Source organism: Micromonospora sp. NPDC050495 (assembly GCF_040655175.1).
GTDB lineage: Bacteria > Actinomycetota > Actinomycetes > Mycobacteriales > Micromonosporaceae > Micromonospora.
In genome coordinates this window covers 13,631-29,167 of the sequence record NZ_JBFAJK010000060.1, presented here as the reverse complement: position 1 = coordinate 29,167, position 15,537 = coordinate 13,631, and the positions used below count along the sequence as shown (strand labels likewise).

Below are 15,537 nucleotides of genomic sequence, written 5' to 3'. Positions count from 1 at the left end.
CCCGACCTGCCCAACACCCCAACCAATCAACATCAACCAATACTCACGCGTCCAAAGAGCCACACCACCAACCATCGGTGGATTCAGGCTGAGCCCGGGGGGACGAGCACGCGAAGCTCCCACCCCGCCGGCCCGGAAAGGGCTCGGTGTGCTAATCGCTGAACTCGGTCACGGGAAGCGCCTTGTCCACCCGAGCGGCGGCCAGGTCGTCGTGGCGGATCACAAAACTCACCGAGTAAAACGCGCCCGCCCAGTCCACGGAGAAGCGGGCGAGCGACATCCACTCGCTCGTCAGCCGGTGCTTCTCCTCCTCCACATGGGAATACCATTTCGCCACCGGGATGACGATCTCGCCGGCCTTCTCGCGCCCCGCGAGGATCTGCTCCGCGATGCTCTTGATCACCTCATCGTCGGCATACCCGCCGATGCGGGCGCTGGCGAGACCTTCGTCAGGCCAGAGCTCGTCGGCCAGCGCACGGAGCTCGTCCAGGTGCGGTACATCACGCTCCAGGCCACGGGCCACCTGCTGCTGGAAGGGCGACAGGTCGTCCCAGTCCTCGTCCTCGTCCTCGTCCTCGTCTTCGTCTTCGTCCGACCCGAACCAGGGGGGCAGCTCGGCGCGGAGGGTGGCGCTGACGTCGTACTGCTCGCCGACGATCTCGGAGTTGGGGGATTCCGCGACCGCCGTATCGGTGCCGGCCCGCACGTACACGACTCGCGCGTACCGCCCGGTCTGGTCCTCGTGGTCCTTCTCGTGGTCCAGGAAGAAGAGCAGCGTCCCGTCTGCCGGCAGGTTGAAGCCGTCGACTCTCGGCAGCGCCCCGCAATCGACGGAAAAGACGAACGGCAACGGACTGTCCCCCGCGGCCGGCCAGTCCATGCCCACCGGCAGCCGGGGCAACCCACCGAACTGCCCCACCGGACGATCACCGGAGCCCCCGAACAACCCGATCGACAAACGGAGGTGCTGGCTGAACCCGCTGATCTCGTCGTCCGGGATGCCCAGCTCAAGCGCCGCACGACGAAACCGCCCCTGATGATCCACATCCCACATGATGCGCCCGCCCCGACCCGGCTGCGCGTCGGGGGTCGAGGCAGCCCGGTCATCGGCAGCCGACCCCGCTCAACGTCGAGGACCCGGTTTGCCCGCCGATGTGCCGGGAATCCGCGCGCGGTCCGGGGCAGCTGAGGAGGCCGGCATGACGAACGCGATGGCGCACTCGCGGGGGCGACGCAACCCGGCCGACGGCCGGGCACCGGTGCGCCGGGCCGCGGCGACGGTCGGCGTGCTCTTCCTGATCATCGGGGTGCTGGGCTTCGTCCCCGGCATCACCAGCAACTTCGGCGACCTGGCCTGGGCCGGGCACAACTCCGACGCCAAGCTGCTCGGGCTCTTCCAGGTGTCCGTGCTGCACAACGTCGTGCACCTGGCGTTCGGCGTGGCCGGCCTGCTGCTGGCCCGGACGATCTCCGGGGCGCGCGCCTACCTCATCGCCGGTGGCGCGATCTACCTGGTGCTCTGGCTCTACGGCGTGGTGATCGACCACGAGAGCGGGGCGAACTTCATCCCGCTCAACGGCGCCGACGACTGGCTGCACTTCTTCCTCGGGGTCGGCATGATCGCCCTGGGGCTGCTCACCACCCGCGGCCCGAATCGTCGCTGACCGGGCGCGGAACGCCGGCTGGTCCGGTTTCACCCGGCCGGGACGCGGGTACGTTCCAGGTCCCGCCGAAGAGACCGAAACGAGGGCCCCGATGTCGACCCGGATCAGCTACGAGGTCCGCGACGAGTCGCCGGTCACCGTGGTACGGCTGGCCGGCGAACTCGACCTGTCCACCATGCGATCGGTGCACACCGTGCTGGACGGGTGCCTGACCGCGCAGCCCGACGCGCTCGTGGTGGACCTGGGGCGGCTCGACGTCGCCGACCCGCTGGCGCTCTCGGTCTTCGCGGCGGCGGCCCGGCGGGCCGCCGACTGGCCGGCGGTGCCGCTGGTGCTCTGCGCCCCGCCGCCGGACGCCGCCGCCTGGCTCGCCGAGAGCACCGCGTGCCGGGTGGTGCCGGTCCGGCCGGACTGCGCCGCGGCGAGCGCCCTGGCCGGCGCCGGGGTGGCTCCCCGGCTGCGGGCCCGCCTCGAACCGGTCACCGGCGCCTGCCGGCGGGCCCGGGAGCTGGTCACCGACGCCTGCGGGCGGTGGAACATCCCGGAGCTGGCCGGTCCCGCCTCGCTGGTGCTCACCGAACTGGTCGGCAACGTGGTGCGGCACGCGGGCACCCCGATGCACGTGACGCTGACCCTGCGCAAGCCGTACCTGCGGGTCGCCGTGATGGACGGCAGCCCGGCCGCCGCGCGGGCGGCGGCCGACCACGACCCCCGCGCGGAGGGCGGCCGGGGATTGATGCTGGTACGCGAGCTGACCCAGCGTTGGGGCAGCACGCCCGCCGGGGCCGGCAAGGTCGTCTGGGCGATGCTACCGGCGAACTGACCGAATTTTCCGCTCTCGCCTGGTTTTATAGGCAGAGGGCCGGGTACGCGCGCCCGTCCTTTCTGCCGTCACGACGGGGTGAGAAGCCATGCCCAAGCGGGTAGTCACGGAGCCGGCACGAGACCGGGGGCCGGCGATCCTCGCGCCGGCCCGGTTCGGGGGTTACCCCGGTCCGGTGCGGGAGGCGGTCAAGGGCAGCACCCTGTGGCGGCTGCTGGGTACGACCGACGCGAAGCTGATCGGCCTGCTCTACCTGGCGACCTCCTTCTTCTACTTCGTCGTGGGCGGCATCATGGCGATGCTGCTGCGGGGGGAACTGGCCCGGCCCGGGATGCAGTTCCTCTCCCCCGAGCAGTACAACCAGCTGTTCACCATGCACGGCACCGTCATGCTGCTGCTGTTCGCGACGCCCATGGTGTTCGGCTTCGGCAACTACATCGTGCCGTTGCAGATCGGCGCGCCGGACGTGGCCTTCCCGCGGCTCAACGCGTTCGCCTACTGGCTGTACTTCTTCGGCGCACTGATCGCCATGGCCGGCTTCTTCACCCCGCAGGGCGCCGCGGACTTCGGCTGGACCGCGTACACGCCGCTGAGCACCGCCCAGCACAGCCCGGGCGTGGGCGGCAACATGTGGGTGGTGGGCCTGGCCATCTCCGGTCTCGGCACCATCCTCGGCGCGGTCAACCTGATCACCACGATCCTGACCCTCCGCGCCCCCGGCATGACCATGTTCCGGATGCCGATCTTCACCTGGAACCTGCTGCTCACCAGCGTGCTGGTGATCTTCGTCTTCCCGCTGCTGGCCGCCGCGCTCTTCGCCCTCGCCTCGGACCGGATCCTGCACTCGCACGTCTACGACGCGACCACCGGCGGGCCGATGCTGTGGCAACACCTGTTCTGGTTCTTCGGCCATCCCGAGGTCTACATCATCGCGCTGCCGTTCTTCGGCATCATCACCGAGATCATCCCGGTCTTCTCCCGGAAGCCGATCTTCGGGTACACCGGTCTGGTGCTCGCCACCATCGCGATCACCGTGCTGTCGATGAGCGTCTGGGCGCACCACATGTTCGCCACCGGCCAGGTGCTGCTGCCCTTCTTCAGCATCCTCAGCTACCTGATCGCCGTACCGACCGGGGTGAAGTTCTTCAACTGGATCGGCACCATGTGGAAGGGGCAGATCACCTTCGAGACGCCGATGCTCTTCGCCGTCGGCTTCCTGGTCACCTTCCTGCTCGGTGGCCTCACCGGGGTGCTGCTGGCCAGCCCGCCCGCCGACTTCCAGGTCACCGACTCGTACTTCGTGGTGGCGCACTTCCACTACGTGCTCTTCGGCACCATCGTCTTCGCCGCCTTCGGCGGCATCTACTTCTGGTTCCCGAAGATGACCGGCCGGCTGCTCGACGAGCGGCTCGGCAAGATTCACTTCTGGACCATGTTCCTCGGCTTCCACGCCACCTTCCTGGTGCAGCACTGGCTGGGCAACGAGGGCATGCCCCGCCGGTACGCCGACTACCTGCCCGGCGACGGCTTCACCACGCTGAATGAGATCTCCACGATCGGCTCGTTCGTGCTCGGCGCGTCCACCCTGTTCTTCATCTACAACCTCTGGAAGTCCTGGCGGTACGGCGCGCAGGTGACCGTGGACGACCCGTGGGGCTTCGGCAACTCCCTGGAGTGGGCGACCACCTGTCCGCCCCCGCTGCGCAACTTCGACCGGATGCCGCGGATCCGCTCCGAGCGCCCGGCGTTCGACCTCAAGTACGGCCCGCTGGTCAGCGACCTCGGCCGGGACCTGCCACAACGGACGACCAAGCCACCCCAGCACCTGGCGCAGGAGCTGCACCACGTGCCGAAGGCCAAGGAGTCGCCGTCCGCCGAGGGCGCGCACGGCGCGCGCGAGGCCGCGGAGTACACCCCCGCGCCGCAGTCCGGCGCCCGGCCGGTCGACGTGCCGGAGCCGGAGGAGGTGCTGCGGCCCAGCTTCGACGAGGCCGACGAACCGGAGCAGACCCAGTTGGGCCCGCAGCGCAACGAGCCGGGCAACCCCCGGTGGGAACACCCCCGCGGGCACGGCGACACCACGGAGAACTGACCGGACCACCAGGGAAGGGTCGGCGCCCGGCGTCGCCGGACCACCGCGGAAAGGGCCGGCGCCCTCGGGCGCCGGCCCTTTCCGTCCATCAGCCGGACCGGCGCCCTGCCGCCTGCGGCAGGGCGCCGTGAACTCAGTCGGCGGCGGGCGGCAGCCCGGCCGCGGCCAGCGAGCGGCGTACCGCGGGCTGGACCCGGGTGAGCCGCAACGGCACCCCGGTCCGGGCGGCCGCGTCCCGGCCGGCCATCAGCGCGGCGATCCCGCCGGCATCGAAGCCACCAGCCCCGACCAGGTCGACCACCACCTCGCGGGGCTGCCCGGTGACCGCCTCCAGCATCGCCTTGCGCAACTGGTCCGCGCCGTCCCGGTCGACCTCTCCCCCGACCTCGACCACCACCCGGTCGCCGTTCTGCTTGACCGAGATCCTCGACTTGGCCGACTCGGTCTCGGCCGCCCCGTTCTGCCAGGGCGGCGGCGCGTCGGCGAGCATCGCCTGGCGCAGCCAGGTGAGCGCCCGGGACAGCAGCCGGGACACGTGCATCTGGGAGATGCCGAACCGGGCCGCGATCTCCGCCTGGGTCTGGTTGCCGTAGAAGCGCATCGCCAGGATCCGCCGCTCCCGCCAGGGCAGCCGGTGCAGCAGGCCGGCGACGGTCACCCGGTCGTCGACCGACTCCAGGGCGTTGTCCGACTCCCCGACCAGGTCACCGAACTCGGCCGAGCTCTCCCCACCGACCGGCGCGTTCAGCGAGGCCGGGCTGTAGCCGGCCGCCGACTCCAGCGCCGCGAGGATCTCCTCCTCCGGCGTCTCCAGCCGTTCGGCCAGCTCGGCGACCGTGGGCGCCCGGGACAGCTCGCTGGTCAGCGCCGCCGTGGCCTGGCCGACCTCGAGGATCAGGTCGCGCAGCCGGCGGGGCACGTGCACCCCCCAGGTGCGGTCCCGGAAGTGCCGTTTGATCTCGCCGACGATGGTGATCGCCGCGTACGCGGTGAAGGAGCCCCGTTCCGGGTCGTACCGGTCGACGGCGTTGACCAGGCCGAGGCGGGCCACCTGCTCCAGGTCCTCCAGCGGTTCCCCGCGACCCCGGTAACGCCGGGCCAGCCGGCCGGCGAACGGGAGCGCGAACCGGACCAGGTCGTCGCGGGCCTCCTGGCGCCGCTCGGGCGGCAGCCCTTCGATCCGTGCCGCGTACGCCAGCGCCGCCGCGTCGAGGTCCTCCAGGCCCCGCTCGGTGGGTGGTGGTGTGGGTGTGGTGGTCTGTCCGAACATCCGCGCCTCCCTCAGGAAGGTCCCCCGCCCGGATTGGGAAGACCGGTCGTGCGCGTGGTCGGGCCACGCACCGGGCCGGAAGTGGGTTACGTGACGGAACGCCAGGAACGGGCGGCGGCTCGCCACCCGGCATCGTGCGCCGTTCGCAGCGAGCGGTGTTCCCGCTCCGTAGGTACTCAATCACGGTCCGCAGGATCGCGAGGATGTTTCGCGGGTGTTGGTGGCGGGACCGCTCAGGAGACGAGCAGTCCCTGGGCGGCGCCCGCCTCGCGCAGCGCCGCGAGCGCCTCGGTCATCGCCAGCGGCGGCGCCACCGGCAGGTCGTACGGCTGGTTGCGCAACACCTCCGTGGCACGCCGGGTCGGTACGGTGGCGACCGGGTAGCCCCGCGCGGCGCCCCGGTCCAGCGCCCGGCGCCGCCGGCCGAAGCCGGCCACGGCGAGCCACTGCGGCAGCCCGGCCAGCGCCGGCGAGCGCACCCCGGGCGGCTCGGGCAGCACGTCCACGGAGCTGAACGGCTCGCTGCCGGCGAGCCAGTACTCCACCCCGTCCACCCGGCGCCGGGTCGCGTTCTCGCACCAGTAGGGCACCAGGCCGGCCCGGATCACCTGCCACGGGTCGAGCAGCCGCCCGCACTCCACCACCAGGCGGTCACCGGTCTTGCCGGCCCGGCGCAGCCACTGCCGGTACAGGTCGGCGGTGGCCGCGCTGAGCGCGTCCGGCTGCGGGGCGAGCACCCGGTGCACCGGGTGCCCGTGCCGGCCGGCCCAGGAGTCCAGGCCGTGGGCGAAACCGGACTCGACGCCGTGCTCGGCGAAGGCCTGCGGCGAGGTGACGTCCGGCGGCTCCCACCGCGCCCCGTCGCCGCCGGCCGAGCGGAGCACCTGCCGCAGCGCGTGCGCGTCGGGGTGGAAGTCGACCGGGTCGAGGCCGCTGGCCGGGGAGCCCACCTGGAAGCTGTGGCCGTTCCCCTCGTCCCGCACCGGCCAGGTGCGGCCGTCGTCGAGCAGCAGCACCGGGGCGCCGGGCTCCAGCCGGTCGGCGAGGAACCGGGCGTACGCGCCGGGCAGCGACCGCCACCGCACCGCGAGGGTCACCGTGGCCCCGGCCGCCGCGCCCCGGCTGGCCGGGCAGTGCACCTGGCGTACGTGCACCTCGGGGTTCCCGGCGAGCAGCCGGCCGGCCAGGGCGGCGCCGTGGTCCAGCGCGGCCCAGGGCCGGTCCACCGTGCCGCCGGACCAGGACACCGTCGTCTCGAAGGCGGCCGGCAGCCACGGCACGCCGAGCGCGACGGCGAGGTGCGCGGCCGCGCCGTGCGCGGCGCCCAGCACCGCGCCCGGCCACCGGCGGGCCGGGTACTGCTCGGCGGCCCAGCCGGCGACCCGCTCGGCGTCCACCTCGGCGACCTGGGCCGGGGTCAGCGCGAGCCGGCCGGCGGCCCGCGCGGCGGCGGCCCGGCGGACCGGTTCGGGTGCGCCGGAGAAGCGGGCGAACCCGACGGCGGGGCCGAGGTCGGCGCAGTCGTCGCCGCGCAGGCCACGCACGGTCGCGCCGAGCAGGATCCGGGTCGTGCTGCCGGCGGCCAGCACCCGGTCGCCGGCCAGACCCGCCCCGCCGGTCGACCGTCCCAGGGGCCCCTTCGGCACCGACCCCACCGTGCCTCGTTCGCTCACCACGCGCCCCGGCTTCCCGTCCCTATGGGGTCTAAACGGGCATCCCCCCACGGGCCGGACCAATCCCCGGGTGTCCGTCGGCGAGGCCCCTGACCTCGCACCGGGCCCAGCCACGTCGAGTCGCCGTGCCGGGCCGTCCAGGGACGCAACGGGAGGGCCCGGCCGGGTTTCGGCGGTACCGGTACGGGCACTTCAGCGCGCATGCCCGACGACGAGATCAGCCCGGCGGCGACGATCACCCCGTATCAGGACGGTCCGTTGCTGGTGCGCGGCGACTTCGCTCTGCTCACCCCCGACGGCGAGGCCATCGAGACGCGCCGGGGCACCATCGCGCTGTGCCGCTGCGGCCGGTCGGCCCGCAAACCGTTCTGCGACGGCACCCACAAGGCCGTCGACTTCCGCGCCGGCACCGGCCGGGACGCCTGAGCCGGGCGGCTCAGGCGGCGACCGGCTCCGCGCCGGCCGGCGCGCGCAGCGCGGACCGCCCGGCCGCCCAGGCATCCAGCAGGTGGGCGGCGAAGCGGCGGTCGACGGCGAGCGCCGCGGCGGCGCCGAACAGGACGTCACCGGCCAGCGCCGGCTCCGCCCGGACCAGACCGCCACAGAGGTCGTACGCGGCGATCTGCTCGTGCACCGCGTCGGCCTCGACGTGCTCGTCGTAGAAGCGGGTGGCCGTCTCGTCCAGCCCGAGCCGGCGCAGCCCGTTGCCGTAGCGGCGGTTCGGCAGCGAGGAGGTCATCTCGAAGGCGGCCAGGTGCCCGAGGAGCGCGCCGCGCAGCCGCCGGTGCAGGCCGAACAGCGACATCAGGTTGTTGGTCGCCAGGGTCACCGCCGGCACCCGGTCCAGGTGGGCGCCGTACCCGGTGTCCAGGCCGAGGCACGCCATGGTGGTCCGGAACAACTCGGCGTGCATCCGGTCCAGCCGGCCGTTGCCGTACTCGTCCATCTGGATCTCGACCAGGGCGGCCTTGGCCGGGCCGCCGAGGCGGGGCAGCGCCCAACTGTGCGGATCCGCCTCGCGCAGGTGATAGACCGAGCGGTGCACGACGAACTCGCGGAACTGGTCGAGGCTCGCCCGGCGCTGCAGCGCGCCGGCCAGTGCCGGACCGTCGTCGGCGGCCACCAGCTCGACGAGCGCCGCCGGCAGGGCCGCGGGCAGCGGCGCCGGCGGCGCACCGGCCACCTGGCGCAGCGCCACCTCGAACGGGCGCTCGGCGCGGGCCCGCAACGCCAGCAGGGACGGCTGCCACTCCCACGCCTCGTCGACCTGCTGCCAGCCCCGGTAGTGCAGCTCGTAGCAGAGGAAGAGGGTGAGCTGGAGGTCCTCGTCCCCGATCGGGTCGGCCACCGACGCGAACCCGGCGCCGAGGCCGGCCGGCAGGTCGTGCGGCGCCTGCCGCAGCGCGGCGAGCAGCGCCGCCGACACCGGGCCGCGGGGCGCGGGCAGCGGCGCGGGACCGAACCGACGATCGGCGGCTGCGGACATCTGACCTCCCGGGACGGTGGGTGCGGACCTCATGCCCGGCCCCGGTCCGGCTAAACGAGGTCGTCCGCCTCCACGGTCACCTGGGTCTGCAGCACCCGCTCCCGCACCCGGCGGGCGGCGTCGCCGTCGGCGAAGAGGCCACGCAGGTCGGCCAGGGCCGGCTCGGGCGGGTCCAGCGGCACCGCCGGGTCGACCACCGCTTCCAGCACGCTCGGCCGGTCCGCCGCCAGCACCTCGTCCCAGGCCGGGCCGACCAGTTCGGGGCGGTCCACCCGGACCCCGTGCAGACCGAGCAGCCGGGCCCAGCCGGCGTACGGCACGTCGGGGCGCCGGGACGGCCGGCCGGGCTGCCGCCCGCCGCCCGTGCCCGACTGGTCCCGGTTGTTCAGCACCAGCACCACCAGGCGCGGGTCCCGCCACTCGGGCCAGTGGTGCGCCACCGTGATCAGCTCGGCCAGGCCGTTGAGCTGCATCGCGCCGTCGCCGAGCAGCGCCACCACCGGCTCGTCCGGGCGGGCCAGCTTCGCCGCCACCGCGTACGGCAGGGCGCAGCCCATCGAGCCCAGCGTGCCGCAGAGCTGCGCGCGGACGCCGGGCGGCAGTTGCAGGTGCCGGGCGTACCAGTAGATGACCGAGCCGACGTCGACGGCGAGCGCGGCCCGCTCCGGCATCCGGGCGGACAGCTCCCGCAGCACCAGCTGCGGGTTGACCGGGTCGGCCGGCGCGGCGGCCCGCTCGGCGGCGGCCTCCCGCCACCGGTCCACCGCGCTCTCCACCACGCCCCGCCACTGCTGCTGGGGCCGCTCACGCACCCGGCCCAGCAGGGCCCGCAGGGTCTCGGCGGCGTCGCCCACCAGCGCGACGTCCACCGGGTAGCGGGTGCCGATGCGCCGGCCGTCGATGTCGATCTGGATGGTCCGGACCTGGCCCGGCAGCGGGTACCAGTCGGTCCACGGGTCGGTCGTGCCGACCAGCAGCAGGGTGTCGCAGCCCCCCATCAGCTGGGCGGCGGCCGTCGTGCCGACCTCACCGAGCACGCCGGTGTGGAACGGCAGCCGTTCGTCCAGCACCGGCTTGCCCAGCAGTGAGGTGGCCACCCCGGCGCCGAGCCGGTCGGCCAGCTCGACGATCTCGTCCGCGGCGTGCTGCGCGCCCTGGCCGACCAGGATCGCCAGCCGCTGACCGGTGATCAGCAGCGAGGCGGCGGCGTCCAGGTCGCCGTCGTGCGGCAGCACCCGGGCCAGCGGCTCGCCGGGCGTGGCCGAGACCACGCCGGCGGTCTGCGGCAGCAGATCCGGCACCGCCGCGAGCTGCAACGCGTGCGGCAGCACCACGCAGGTCGGGCTGCGGGTCGCGGCCGCCGTCCGGAACGCCTGGTCGAGCAGGGCCGGCACCTGGTCGGGGGTACGCCCGTACCGGACGAACTGGTGGCACACGTCGCCGAAGAGTCGGCTCAGCCCGATCTCCTCGTGTGCGCCGCCGAGCGGCCCGGTGACGTCCTCGCCGACGATCGCCACCACCGGCTTGCTGTCCAGCTTCGCGTCGTAGAGGCCGTTGAGCAGGTGCACCGCGCTCGGCCCCTGGGTGGCCAGGCAGACCCCGATCTCGCCGGTGAACTTCGCGTGCCCGGTGGCCATGAACGCGGCGGTCTCCTCGTGCCGGGCCGGCACGAACTCCGGGTCGCCGCCGGCCGCGTCGAGCGCGGCCACCAGGGGGGCGATCGCCGCACCCGGGTAGCCGAACGCGCGCGGCACGTGCCAGGCGCGCAGCCGCTCGACGACCAGGTCCGCCACCGTACGATCAGCCATTGCCCCGCCCCGGGGTGCTGGCGTCGACGTAGCGCAGCACCGCGCCGACCCCGTCGGTGAGTTCCGGCGCCTCCTCCGGCGCCAGCACGGTCAGCTCGGCGTCGGTGCCGACCAGCGCACGCAGCAGCGCCGCGTCGGCGCGCACCTTCTGCGGGTCGCGCACCGACATGTCCCGCAGCTGGGCCGGGTCGGTGGCGATCTCGGTCGGGTCGGGACCGACCCAGAGTTCGCCGTCGGCCGACGCGTCGTCGACGATCAGCATCGTGTCCACCTGGTTGCGTTGCAGCGCGGAGACCACCGCGGCCAGGCCGGCGCCGACGTCCTCCTGCATGCCGAACCGGTCCAGCGCGGCGGCGATCCGCTGGTCGGCGACCTCCGCGATGGTCTGCACGGTGAGGTCGTCCACCATGGTGTCGTCGGCGCCGGCGTTGCGGGCCCCGGCGTCGGTGCGGACCAGGATGTCCTGCCAGCGCTCCGGCAGCTGGGCGGCGATCATGCCGGTGGCCCGGATGTCCCCGGCCACCACCACCACGTCCGCGCCGACCCGGTCGGCCAGTTCGGCGGTGGCCGCCGCGGCGTCGCCGGCGTTGTGGTGCCAGGCCTCCATGGCGGCGCGCTGGTAGCGCGACTGGGACCAGCCACCCGGCTGCACCCGGCGCAGCTGCCAGCTCTCCCGCCCCTGCACGGTGGCCCGCCGGGGCACCCCGCCGGCGCTGACCGCGACCGCGTCCGCCCCGGTACGGTCGGCCAGCACCCGCACCCAGGCGATCTGCTCGCCCCGCTGGGCGACCAGCGGCATGGTGTGTGGCAGCGCGGACCAGGAGGCCAGGTCCCGCAGGGGCGGCGCGGAGAGGTACTCGGTCAGCACCACCCGCCCGCGGGTGGCGAACACGGCGATGCCGTAGTCGCCGGGCATCGGCTGGTGCCGGCGGACGACCTCCTCGACCGCCTCGACGGTCACCTGGTCGGCGCCCTGCGCCAACAGGTCCCCCTTGAGGGCCCGCCAGCGCAGGTCGACCTGCGGACGCGAGTCGTGGGTGTCCCGGGAGGCGTCCATGTACACCGAGCACCACGGCCCGGGACGGTCGTAGAGCGGGCGCAGGAAGGACAGCTGCATGCTCGACCCCTTTCCAGCTCGGCCGCTCGCATACCCGCGCCATCCGGGATGTCACCTGACCGGCCGGGGCGTGACCGGCGTTCATTCACGTCGTTCAACCCGGAGGGCCGATACCATCAGTGAACAGAACGGGACTCTGGGTGGTGAACATGGACACGGAGCTGCGCGCCCGGCGCGTCGTCCACCCCACGGAACGCGTCGTCACCGGCCGGCTGGTCCGGCTCATGGAGGGCTACGCCCGTGAGGTGCGGGTGGGGCAGCCGGTGCTGGTCGCGGTGCTCACCGCGGCCGGCGTGGCGGGGCTGCTGATGCGGGTGGTACGAGCGCTGCTGAGCAGCGGCGGCGGGGCCGCCCGGCGCAGCTTCAAGGAGCTGAAGAAGGGGCCGGAGTTCCTGGTCACCCCGGTGCGGGTGCGCGACGTCGCGGACCGGCTGCTGGAGGTCGAGCTGCACGGCCACCTCCCGCAGAGCGCCCTGCACCCGGGCGACCACGTGCAGCTCACCCTGCGCCCGCAGCGGGACCCGGACCTGCCGCCCCGGATCGAGCGGATCGTCAACCTGACCACCGGTCAGCTGCTCACGCCGCGCACCGCCACCGTCTGGTCCCATCTCGGCCCGCCGCTGCTGCTCCAGGCGGCGCTCGGCGCGCTGGTCGTGCTGGCCGTCGCCGCCTGCTCCGTCGTCAGCTAGGTTTCCGCCGCGCCGGGCCGGGGCACCGTCGCGGCCATGTTCCCCGGCTTCACCCTCGACGAGATCGACGTCGGCCCGGTCCGCCTGCGGGTCCGCTACGGCGGCTCCGGGCCGGCCGTGGTGCTCCTGCACGGCCACCCGCGCACCCACGCCACCTGGCACCGGGTCGCCCCCCTGCTCGCCGACGGGCACACCGTGATCTGCCCGGACCTGCGCGGCTACGGCGGCTCCTCGAAACCGCCGAGCGACCCCGGGCACACCGTCTACTCGAAGCGGGCGATGGCCGCCGACGTGGTGGCGCTGCTCGACGCGCTCGGCCACCGGCGCGCCGCGGTCGTCGGCCACGACCGGGGCTCGTACGTGGCGATGCGGGCGGCCCTGGACCACCCGGACCGGGTGAGCCGGCTCGGGGTGCTCGACGGGGTGCCGATCGGCGAGGCCCTGTCCCGCTGCGACGCCCGGTTCGCCGCGCGCTGGTGGCACTGGTTCTTCCTCGGGCAGCTCGCCAAGCCGGCCGAGCGGGTGATCAACGCCGATCCGGACGCGTGGTACGGCGGCTCGCCGGAGGCGATGGGCGCGGAGGCGTACGCCGACTACCGGCGGGCCATCCACGACCCGGCCACCGTCCACGCGATGTGCGAGGACTACCGGGCCGGGCTCGGCCCCGACCGGGCCGCGGACGACGCCGACCGGGCGGCCGGCCGGCGGATCGGCTGTCCGGTGCTCTTCGCCTGGTCGGAGCGGGACGACCTGGTCGACCTGTACGGCGACCCGGCCGCGATCTGGCGGGACTGGGCGAACGACGTACGGGTGGCCTCGGTCGACTCCGGGCATCACCTGGCCGAGGAGGCGCCCACCGAACTGGCCGCCCTGCTCCGCGACTTCCTGGCCGGGTGACCCGGGCGGTCAGCCGACCAGGGTGCGGGGACGGTCGGCGCGCGCCGGGGTGCCGAGCAGGCCGCGGCGACGCGCCCAGCGCTCGAAGAGCACCGTGGCGAACGGCGGCACGGCGCAGGCCAGCGCGATCGCGGTGTGCCACCGCGACCAGCGCCGCTGCCGGGCCACCACCAGCACGAGCAGCCCGTACGCCACGAAGAGCGCACCGTGGATCGGGCCGAACACGTGCACGCCCAACTCGTTGCGCGGCGGCCCGTACTTGACCGCCATGCCGGCCAGCAGGGCGGCCCAGGAGCAGGCCTCGGCGACCGCCGCCGCCACGAACGGCCGGATCCACGTCTCGCGCATCAACCCACTCCCCCTCGCTCGCCGGCCATGCTAGCCAGCCCGCGGCGGGAATCCGGGCGGTCGCCCGGCCGAACGCGACAGGCGTCACGTCGGCCGCCCCTGGGTAGGTAAAGGGTGTTTCAAGTCTTCCCCGCTGCCGCCGGCACGTGCGAGGTTAGGGGAACCAACGGTGACAGGGCGGTGACCATGGGCGAGGACGTCGGCGTACGGACCTTCAGCCGCGAGGACCGGGCCCGCTACCGCGACAAGGTGCGGCGCTGCCTGGACGTCTTCGCCGAGATGCTGCGCGAGTCGCGCTTCGACGTGGAACGGCCCATGACCGGCCTGGAAATCGAGCTGAACCTGGTCGACGACGAGGCGCAGCCGGCGATGCGCAACGCCGACGTGCTGGCGGCGGTGGCCGACCCGAGCTTCCAGACCGAGCTGGGCCAGTTCAACGTGGAGATCAACGTGGCGCCGCGCCGGCTGACCGGCACCGGCACGGCACAGTTCGAGGAGCACGTCCGGGCCAGCCTCAACGCCGCCGAGGAGAAGGCCCGGACGGTCGGCGCCCACATGGTGATGATCGGCATCCTGCCGACGCTGCGCCCGGAGCACCTGACCGCCGAGACGCTCTCGGCCAACCCCCGCTACGCGCTGCTCAACGAGCAGATCTTCGCCGCCCGCGGCGAGGACCTGCGGATCGCGATCAGCGGTGTGGAACGGCTGGCGGTCACCGCCGACACGATCACCCCCGAGGCCGCCTGCACCAGCACCCAGTTCCACGTCCAGGTCAGCCCGGCGCAGTTCGCCGACCACTGGAACGCCGCCCAGGCGATCGCCGGCGTGCAGGTGGCGTTGGGCGCCAACTCACCGCTGCTGTTCGGCCGGGAGCTGTGGCGGGAGACCCGGGTGCCCCTGTTCCAGCAGGCCACCGACACCCGCGCCGAGGAGATCAAGGCCCAGGGCGTACGCCCCCGGGTCTGGTTCGGCGAACGCTGGATCACCAGCGTCTTCGACCTGTTCGAGGAGAACGTCCGCTACTTCCCCGCGTTGCTGCCGGTCTGTGACCCGGAGGACCCGGCCGAGGCGCTGGCCGGCGGCGGCGTGCCCCGGCTGGCCGAGTTGCGGCTGCACAACGGCACCGTCTACCGGTGGAACCGCCCGGTCTACGACGTGTTCAACGGCCGTCCGCACCTGCGGGTGGAGAACCGGGTGCTGCCCGCCGGCCCGACCGTGCTGGACACGGTCGCCAACGGCGCCTTCTACTTCGGCCTGGTCCGCGCGCTCGCCGAGTCGGACCGGCCGCTGTGGTCGCAGATGTCGTTCAGCGCCGCCGAGGAGAACTTCACCATCTGCGCCCGGCACGGCATCGACGCGCAGGTGTACTGGCCCGGGCTGGGTTACCTGCCGGTGACCGAGTTGGTGCTGCGCCGGCTGCTGCCGCTGGCGCACCACGGGCTGGACCGGTGGGGTCTGGACCCGGACGAGCGGGACCGGCTGCTCGGCATCATCGAGCAGCGCTGCCTGACCGGCCGCAACGGCGCCACCTGGCAGGTGGAGACGCTGCACCGGTTGGAGTCCGCCGACCACCTGGACCGGCCGGCGGCGCTGCGCGAGGTGGTCCGCCACTACGTCGACCTGATGCACAGCAACCGCCCGGTCCACGAGTGGCCGATCCCGTGACCGCC

At 73.7% G+C, this 15,537-nt stretch carries 14 protein-coding genes; 7 read left to right on the top strand and 7 right to left on the bottom strand.

Annotation, left to right across the window (positions count from 1 at the left end; all coding sequences use genetic code 11):
- Positions 1 to 151: 151 nt before the first annotated feature.
- Entirely contained in the window at positions 152 to 1,045 is an 894-nt protein-coding gene (locus tag AB0I11_RS31270; protein WP_357328855.1) for a DUF1963 domain-containing protein, read from the bottom strand.
- 154 nt (positions 1,046 to 1,199) lie between these two features.
- Here AB0I11_RS31270 and AB0I11_RS31265 point away from each other — a divergent pair, with 154 nt between their 5' ends.
- The 3 genes from AB0I11_RS31265 (at position 1,200) to ctaD (ending at position 4,579) form a co-directional block, all read left to right on the top strand.
- A complete protein-coding gene (locus AB0I11_RS31265) occupies positions 1,200 to 1,664 on the top strand; it encodes a DUF4383 domain-containing protein (RefSeq protein ID WP_357328852.1) in 465 nt (154 codons plus the stop codon).
- 91 nt (positions 1,665 to 1,755) lie between these two features.
- Entirely contained in the window at positions 1,756 to 2,487 is a 732-nt protein-coding gene (locus AB0I11_RS31260; protein ID WP_357328850.1) for an ATP-binding protein, read from the top strand.
- An 88-nt stretch (positions 2,488 to 2,575) separates the two neighbouring features.
- Positions 2,576 to 4,579, top strand: a complete 2,004-nt coding sequence (gene ctaD / locus AB0I11_RS31255) for a cytochrome c oxidase subunit I (RefSeq protein WP_357328847.1) — start codon at positions 2,576 to 2,578, stop codon at positions 4,577 to 4,579.
- Positions 4,580 to 4,712: 133 nt separating this feature from the next.
- Here ctaD and AB0I11_RS31250 read toward each other — a convergent pair whose 3' ends face one another.
- Both AB0I11_RS31250 and AB0I11_RS31245 read right to left on the bottom strand, forming a co-directional pair.
- A complete protein-coding gene (locus AB0I11_RS31250) occupies positions 4,713 to 5,849 on the bottom strand; it encodes a SigB/SigF/SigG family RNA polymerase sigma factor (RefSeq protein ID WP_357328844.1) in 1,137 nt (378 codons plus the stop codon).
- A 233-nt stretch (positions 5,850 to 6,082) separates the two neighbouring features.
- Positions 6,083 to 7,495 carry a hypothetical protein gene (locus AB0I11_RS31245; RefSeq protein ID WP_357328841.1) on the bottom strand — a complete coding sequence of 471 codons (1,413 nt, stop codon included), beginning with the start codon at positions 7,493 to 7,495 and terminating at the stop codon, positions 6,083 to 6,085.
- Positions 7,496 to 7,723: 228 nt separating this feature from the next.
- Here AB0I11_RS31245 and AB0I11_RS31240 point away from each other — a divergent pair, with 228 nt between their 5' ends.
- Entirely contained in the window at positions 7,724 to 7,948 is a 225-nt protein-coding gene (locus tag AB0I11_RS31240; RefSeq protein ID WP_357328838.1) for a CDGSH iron-sulfur domain-containing protein, read from the top strand.
- Positions 7,949 to 7,958: 10 nt separating this feature from the next.
- On the opposite strand, the gene AB0I11_RS31235 is transcribed toward AB0I11_RS31240, so the two are convergent.
- The 3 genes from AB0I11_RS31235 to AB0I11_RS31225 are packed head-to-tail and all read right to left on the bottom strand — an operon-like array spanning position 7,959 to position 11,933.
- A complete protein-coding gene (locus AB0I11_RS31235) occupies positions 7,959 to 9,008 on the bottom strand; it encodes an iron-containing redox enzyme family protein (protein ID WP_357328835.1) in 1,050 nt (349 codons plus the stop codon).
- A gap of 50 nt (positions 9,009 to 9,058) precedes the next feature.
- Positions 9,059 to 10,816 (bottom strand): thiamine pyrophosphate-binding protein, encoded by a 1,758-nt coding sequence (locus AB0I11_RS31230; protein ID WP_357328832.1) that lies wholly within the window; start codon positions 10,814 to 10,816, stop codon positions 9,059 to 9,061.
- Positions 10,809 to 11,933 (bottom strand): Vms1/Ankzf1 family peptidyl-tRNA hydrolase, encoded by a 1,125-nt coding sequence (locus tag AB0I11_RS31225; protein WP_357328829.1) that lies wholly within the window; start codon positions 11,931 to 11,933, stop codon positions 10,809 to 10,811. Before AB0I11_RS31225 ends, AB0I11_RS31230 begins: the two co-directional genes overlap by 8 nt.
- 140 nt (positions 11,934 to 12,073) lie before the next feature.
- Between AB0I11_RS31225 and AB0I11_RS31220 the strand changes: the two genes are divergently transcribed.
- Positions 12,074 to 12,622, top strand: coding sequence for a hypothetical protein (locus tag AB0I11_RS31220; RefSeq protein WP_357328861.1), 549 nt, complete (start codon positions 12,074 to 12,076; stop codon positions 12,620 to 12,622).
- Between the two features lie 36 nt (positions 12,623 to 12,658).
- Positions 12,659 to 13,519, top strand: a complete 861-nt coding sequence (locus AB0I11_RS31215) for an alpha/beta hydrolase (RefSeq protein WP_357328826.1) — start codon at positions 12,659 to 12,661, stop codon at positions 13,517 to 13,519.
- 9 nt (positions 13,520 to 13,528) lie between these two features.
- Here the strand turns inward: AB0I11_RS31215 and AB0I11_RS31210 are convergent, their stop codons facing one another.
- Positions 13,529 to 13,867: a DUF3817 domain-containing protein gene (locus tag AB0I11_RS31210; protein ID WP_357328823.1), complete on the bottom strand. Its 339-nt coding sequence runs from the start codon at positions 13,865 to 13,867 to the stop codon at positions 13,529 to 13,531.
- A 186-nt stretch (positions 13,868 to 14,053) separates the two neighbouring features.
- Between AB0I11_RS31210 and AB0I11_RS31205 the strand changes: the two genes are divergently transcribed.
- The gene (locus tag AB0I11_RS31205; RefSeq protein ID WP_357328820.1) at positions 14,054 to 15,532 is read left to right on the top strand and encodes a glutamate--cysteine ligase; all 1,479 of its coding nucleotides are present in this window, start codon (positions 14,054 to 14,056) and stop codon (positions 15,530 to 15,532) included.
- Positions 15,533 to 15,537: the final 5 nt, after the last annotated feature.

Bases quoted from the DNA above. Each gene is read 5' to 3' on its own strand.
- AB0I11_RS31265 (WP_357328852.1), top strand. From the start codon at position 1,200: ATGACGAACGCGATGGCGCACTCGCGGGGGCGACGCAACCCGGCCGAC.
- AB0I11_RS31260 (WP_357328850.1), top strand. From the start codon at position 1,756: ATGTCGACCCGGATCAGCTACGAGGTCCGCGACGAGTCGCCGGTCACC.
- ctaD (WP_357328847.1), top strand. From the start codon at position 2,576: ATGCCCAAGCGGGTAGTCACGGAGCCGGCACGAGACCGGGGGCCGGCG.
- AB0I11_RS31250 (WP_357328844.1), bottom strand. From the start codon at position 5,849: ATGTTCGGACAGACCACCACACCCACACCACCACCCACCGAGCGGGGC.
- AB0I11_RS31240 (WP_357328838.1), top strand. From the start codon at position 7,724: ATGCCCGACGACGAGATCAGCCCGGCGGCGACGATCACCCCGTATCAG.
- AB0I11_RS31235 (WP_357328835.1), bottom strand. From the start codon at position 9,008: ATGTCCGCAGCCGCCGATCGTCGGTTCGGTCCCGCGCCGCTGCCCGCG.
- AB0I11_RS31230 (WP_357328832.1), bottom strand. From the start codon at position 10,816: ATGGCTGATCGTACGGTGGCGGACCTGGTCGTCGAGCGGCTGCGCGCC.
- AB0I11_RS31225 (WP_357328829.1), bottom strand. From the start codon at position 11,933: ATGCAGCTGTCCTTCCTGCGCCCGCTCTACGACCGTCCCGGGCCGTGG.
- AB0I11_RS31215 (WP_357328826.1), top strand. From the start codon at position 12,659: ATGTTCCCCGGCTTCACCCTCGACGAGATCGACGTCGGCCCGGTCCGC.
- AB0I11_RS31210 (WP_357328823.1), bottom strand. From the start codon at position 13,867: ATGCGCGAGACGTGGATCCGGCCGTTCGTGGCGGCGGCGGTCGCCGAG.
- AB0I11_RS31205 (WP_357328820.1), top strand. From the start codon at position 14,054: ATGGGCGAGGACGTCGGCGTACGGACCTTCAGCCGCGAGGACCGGGCC.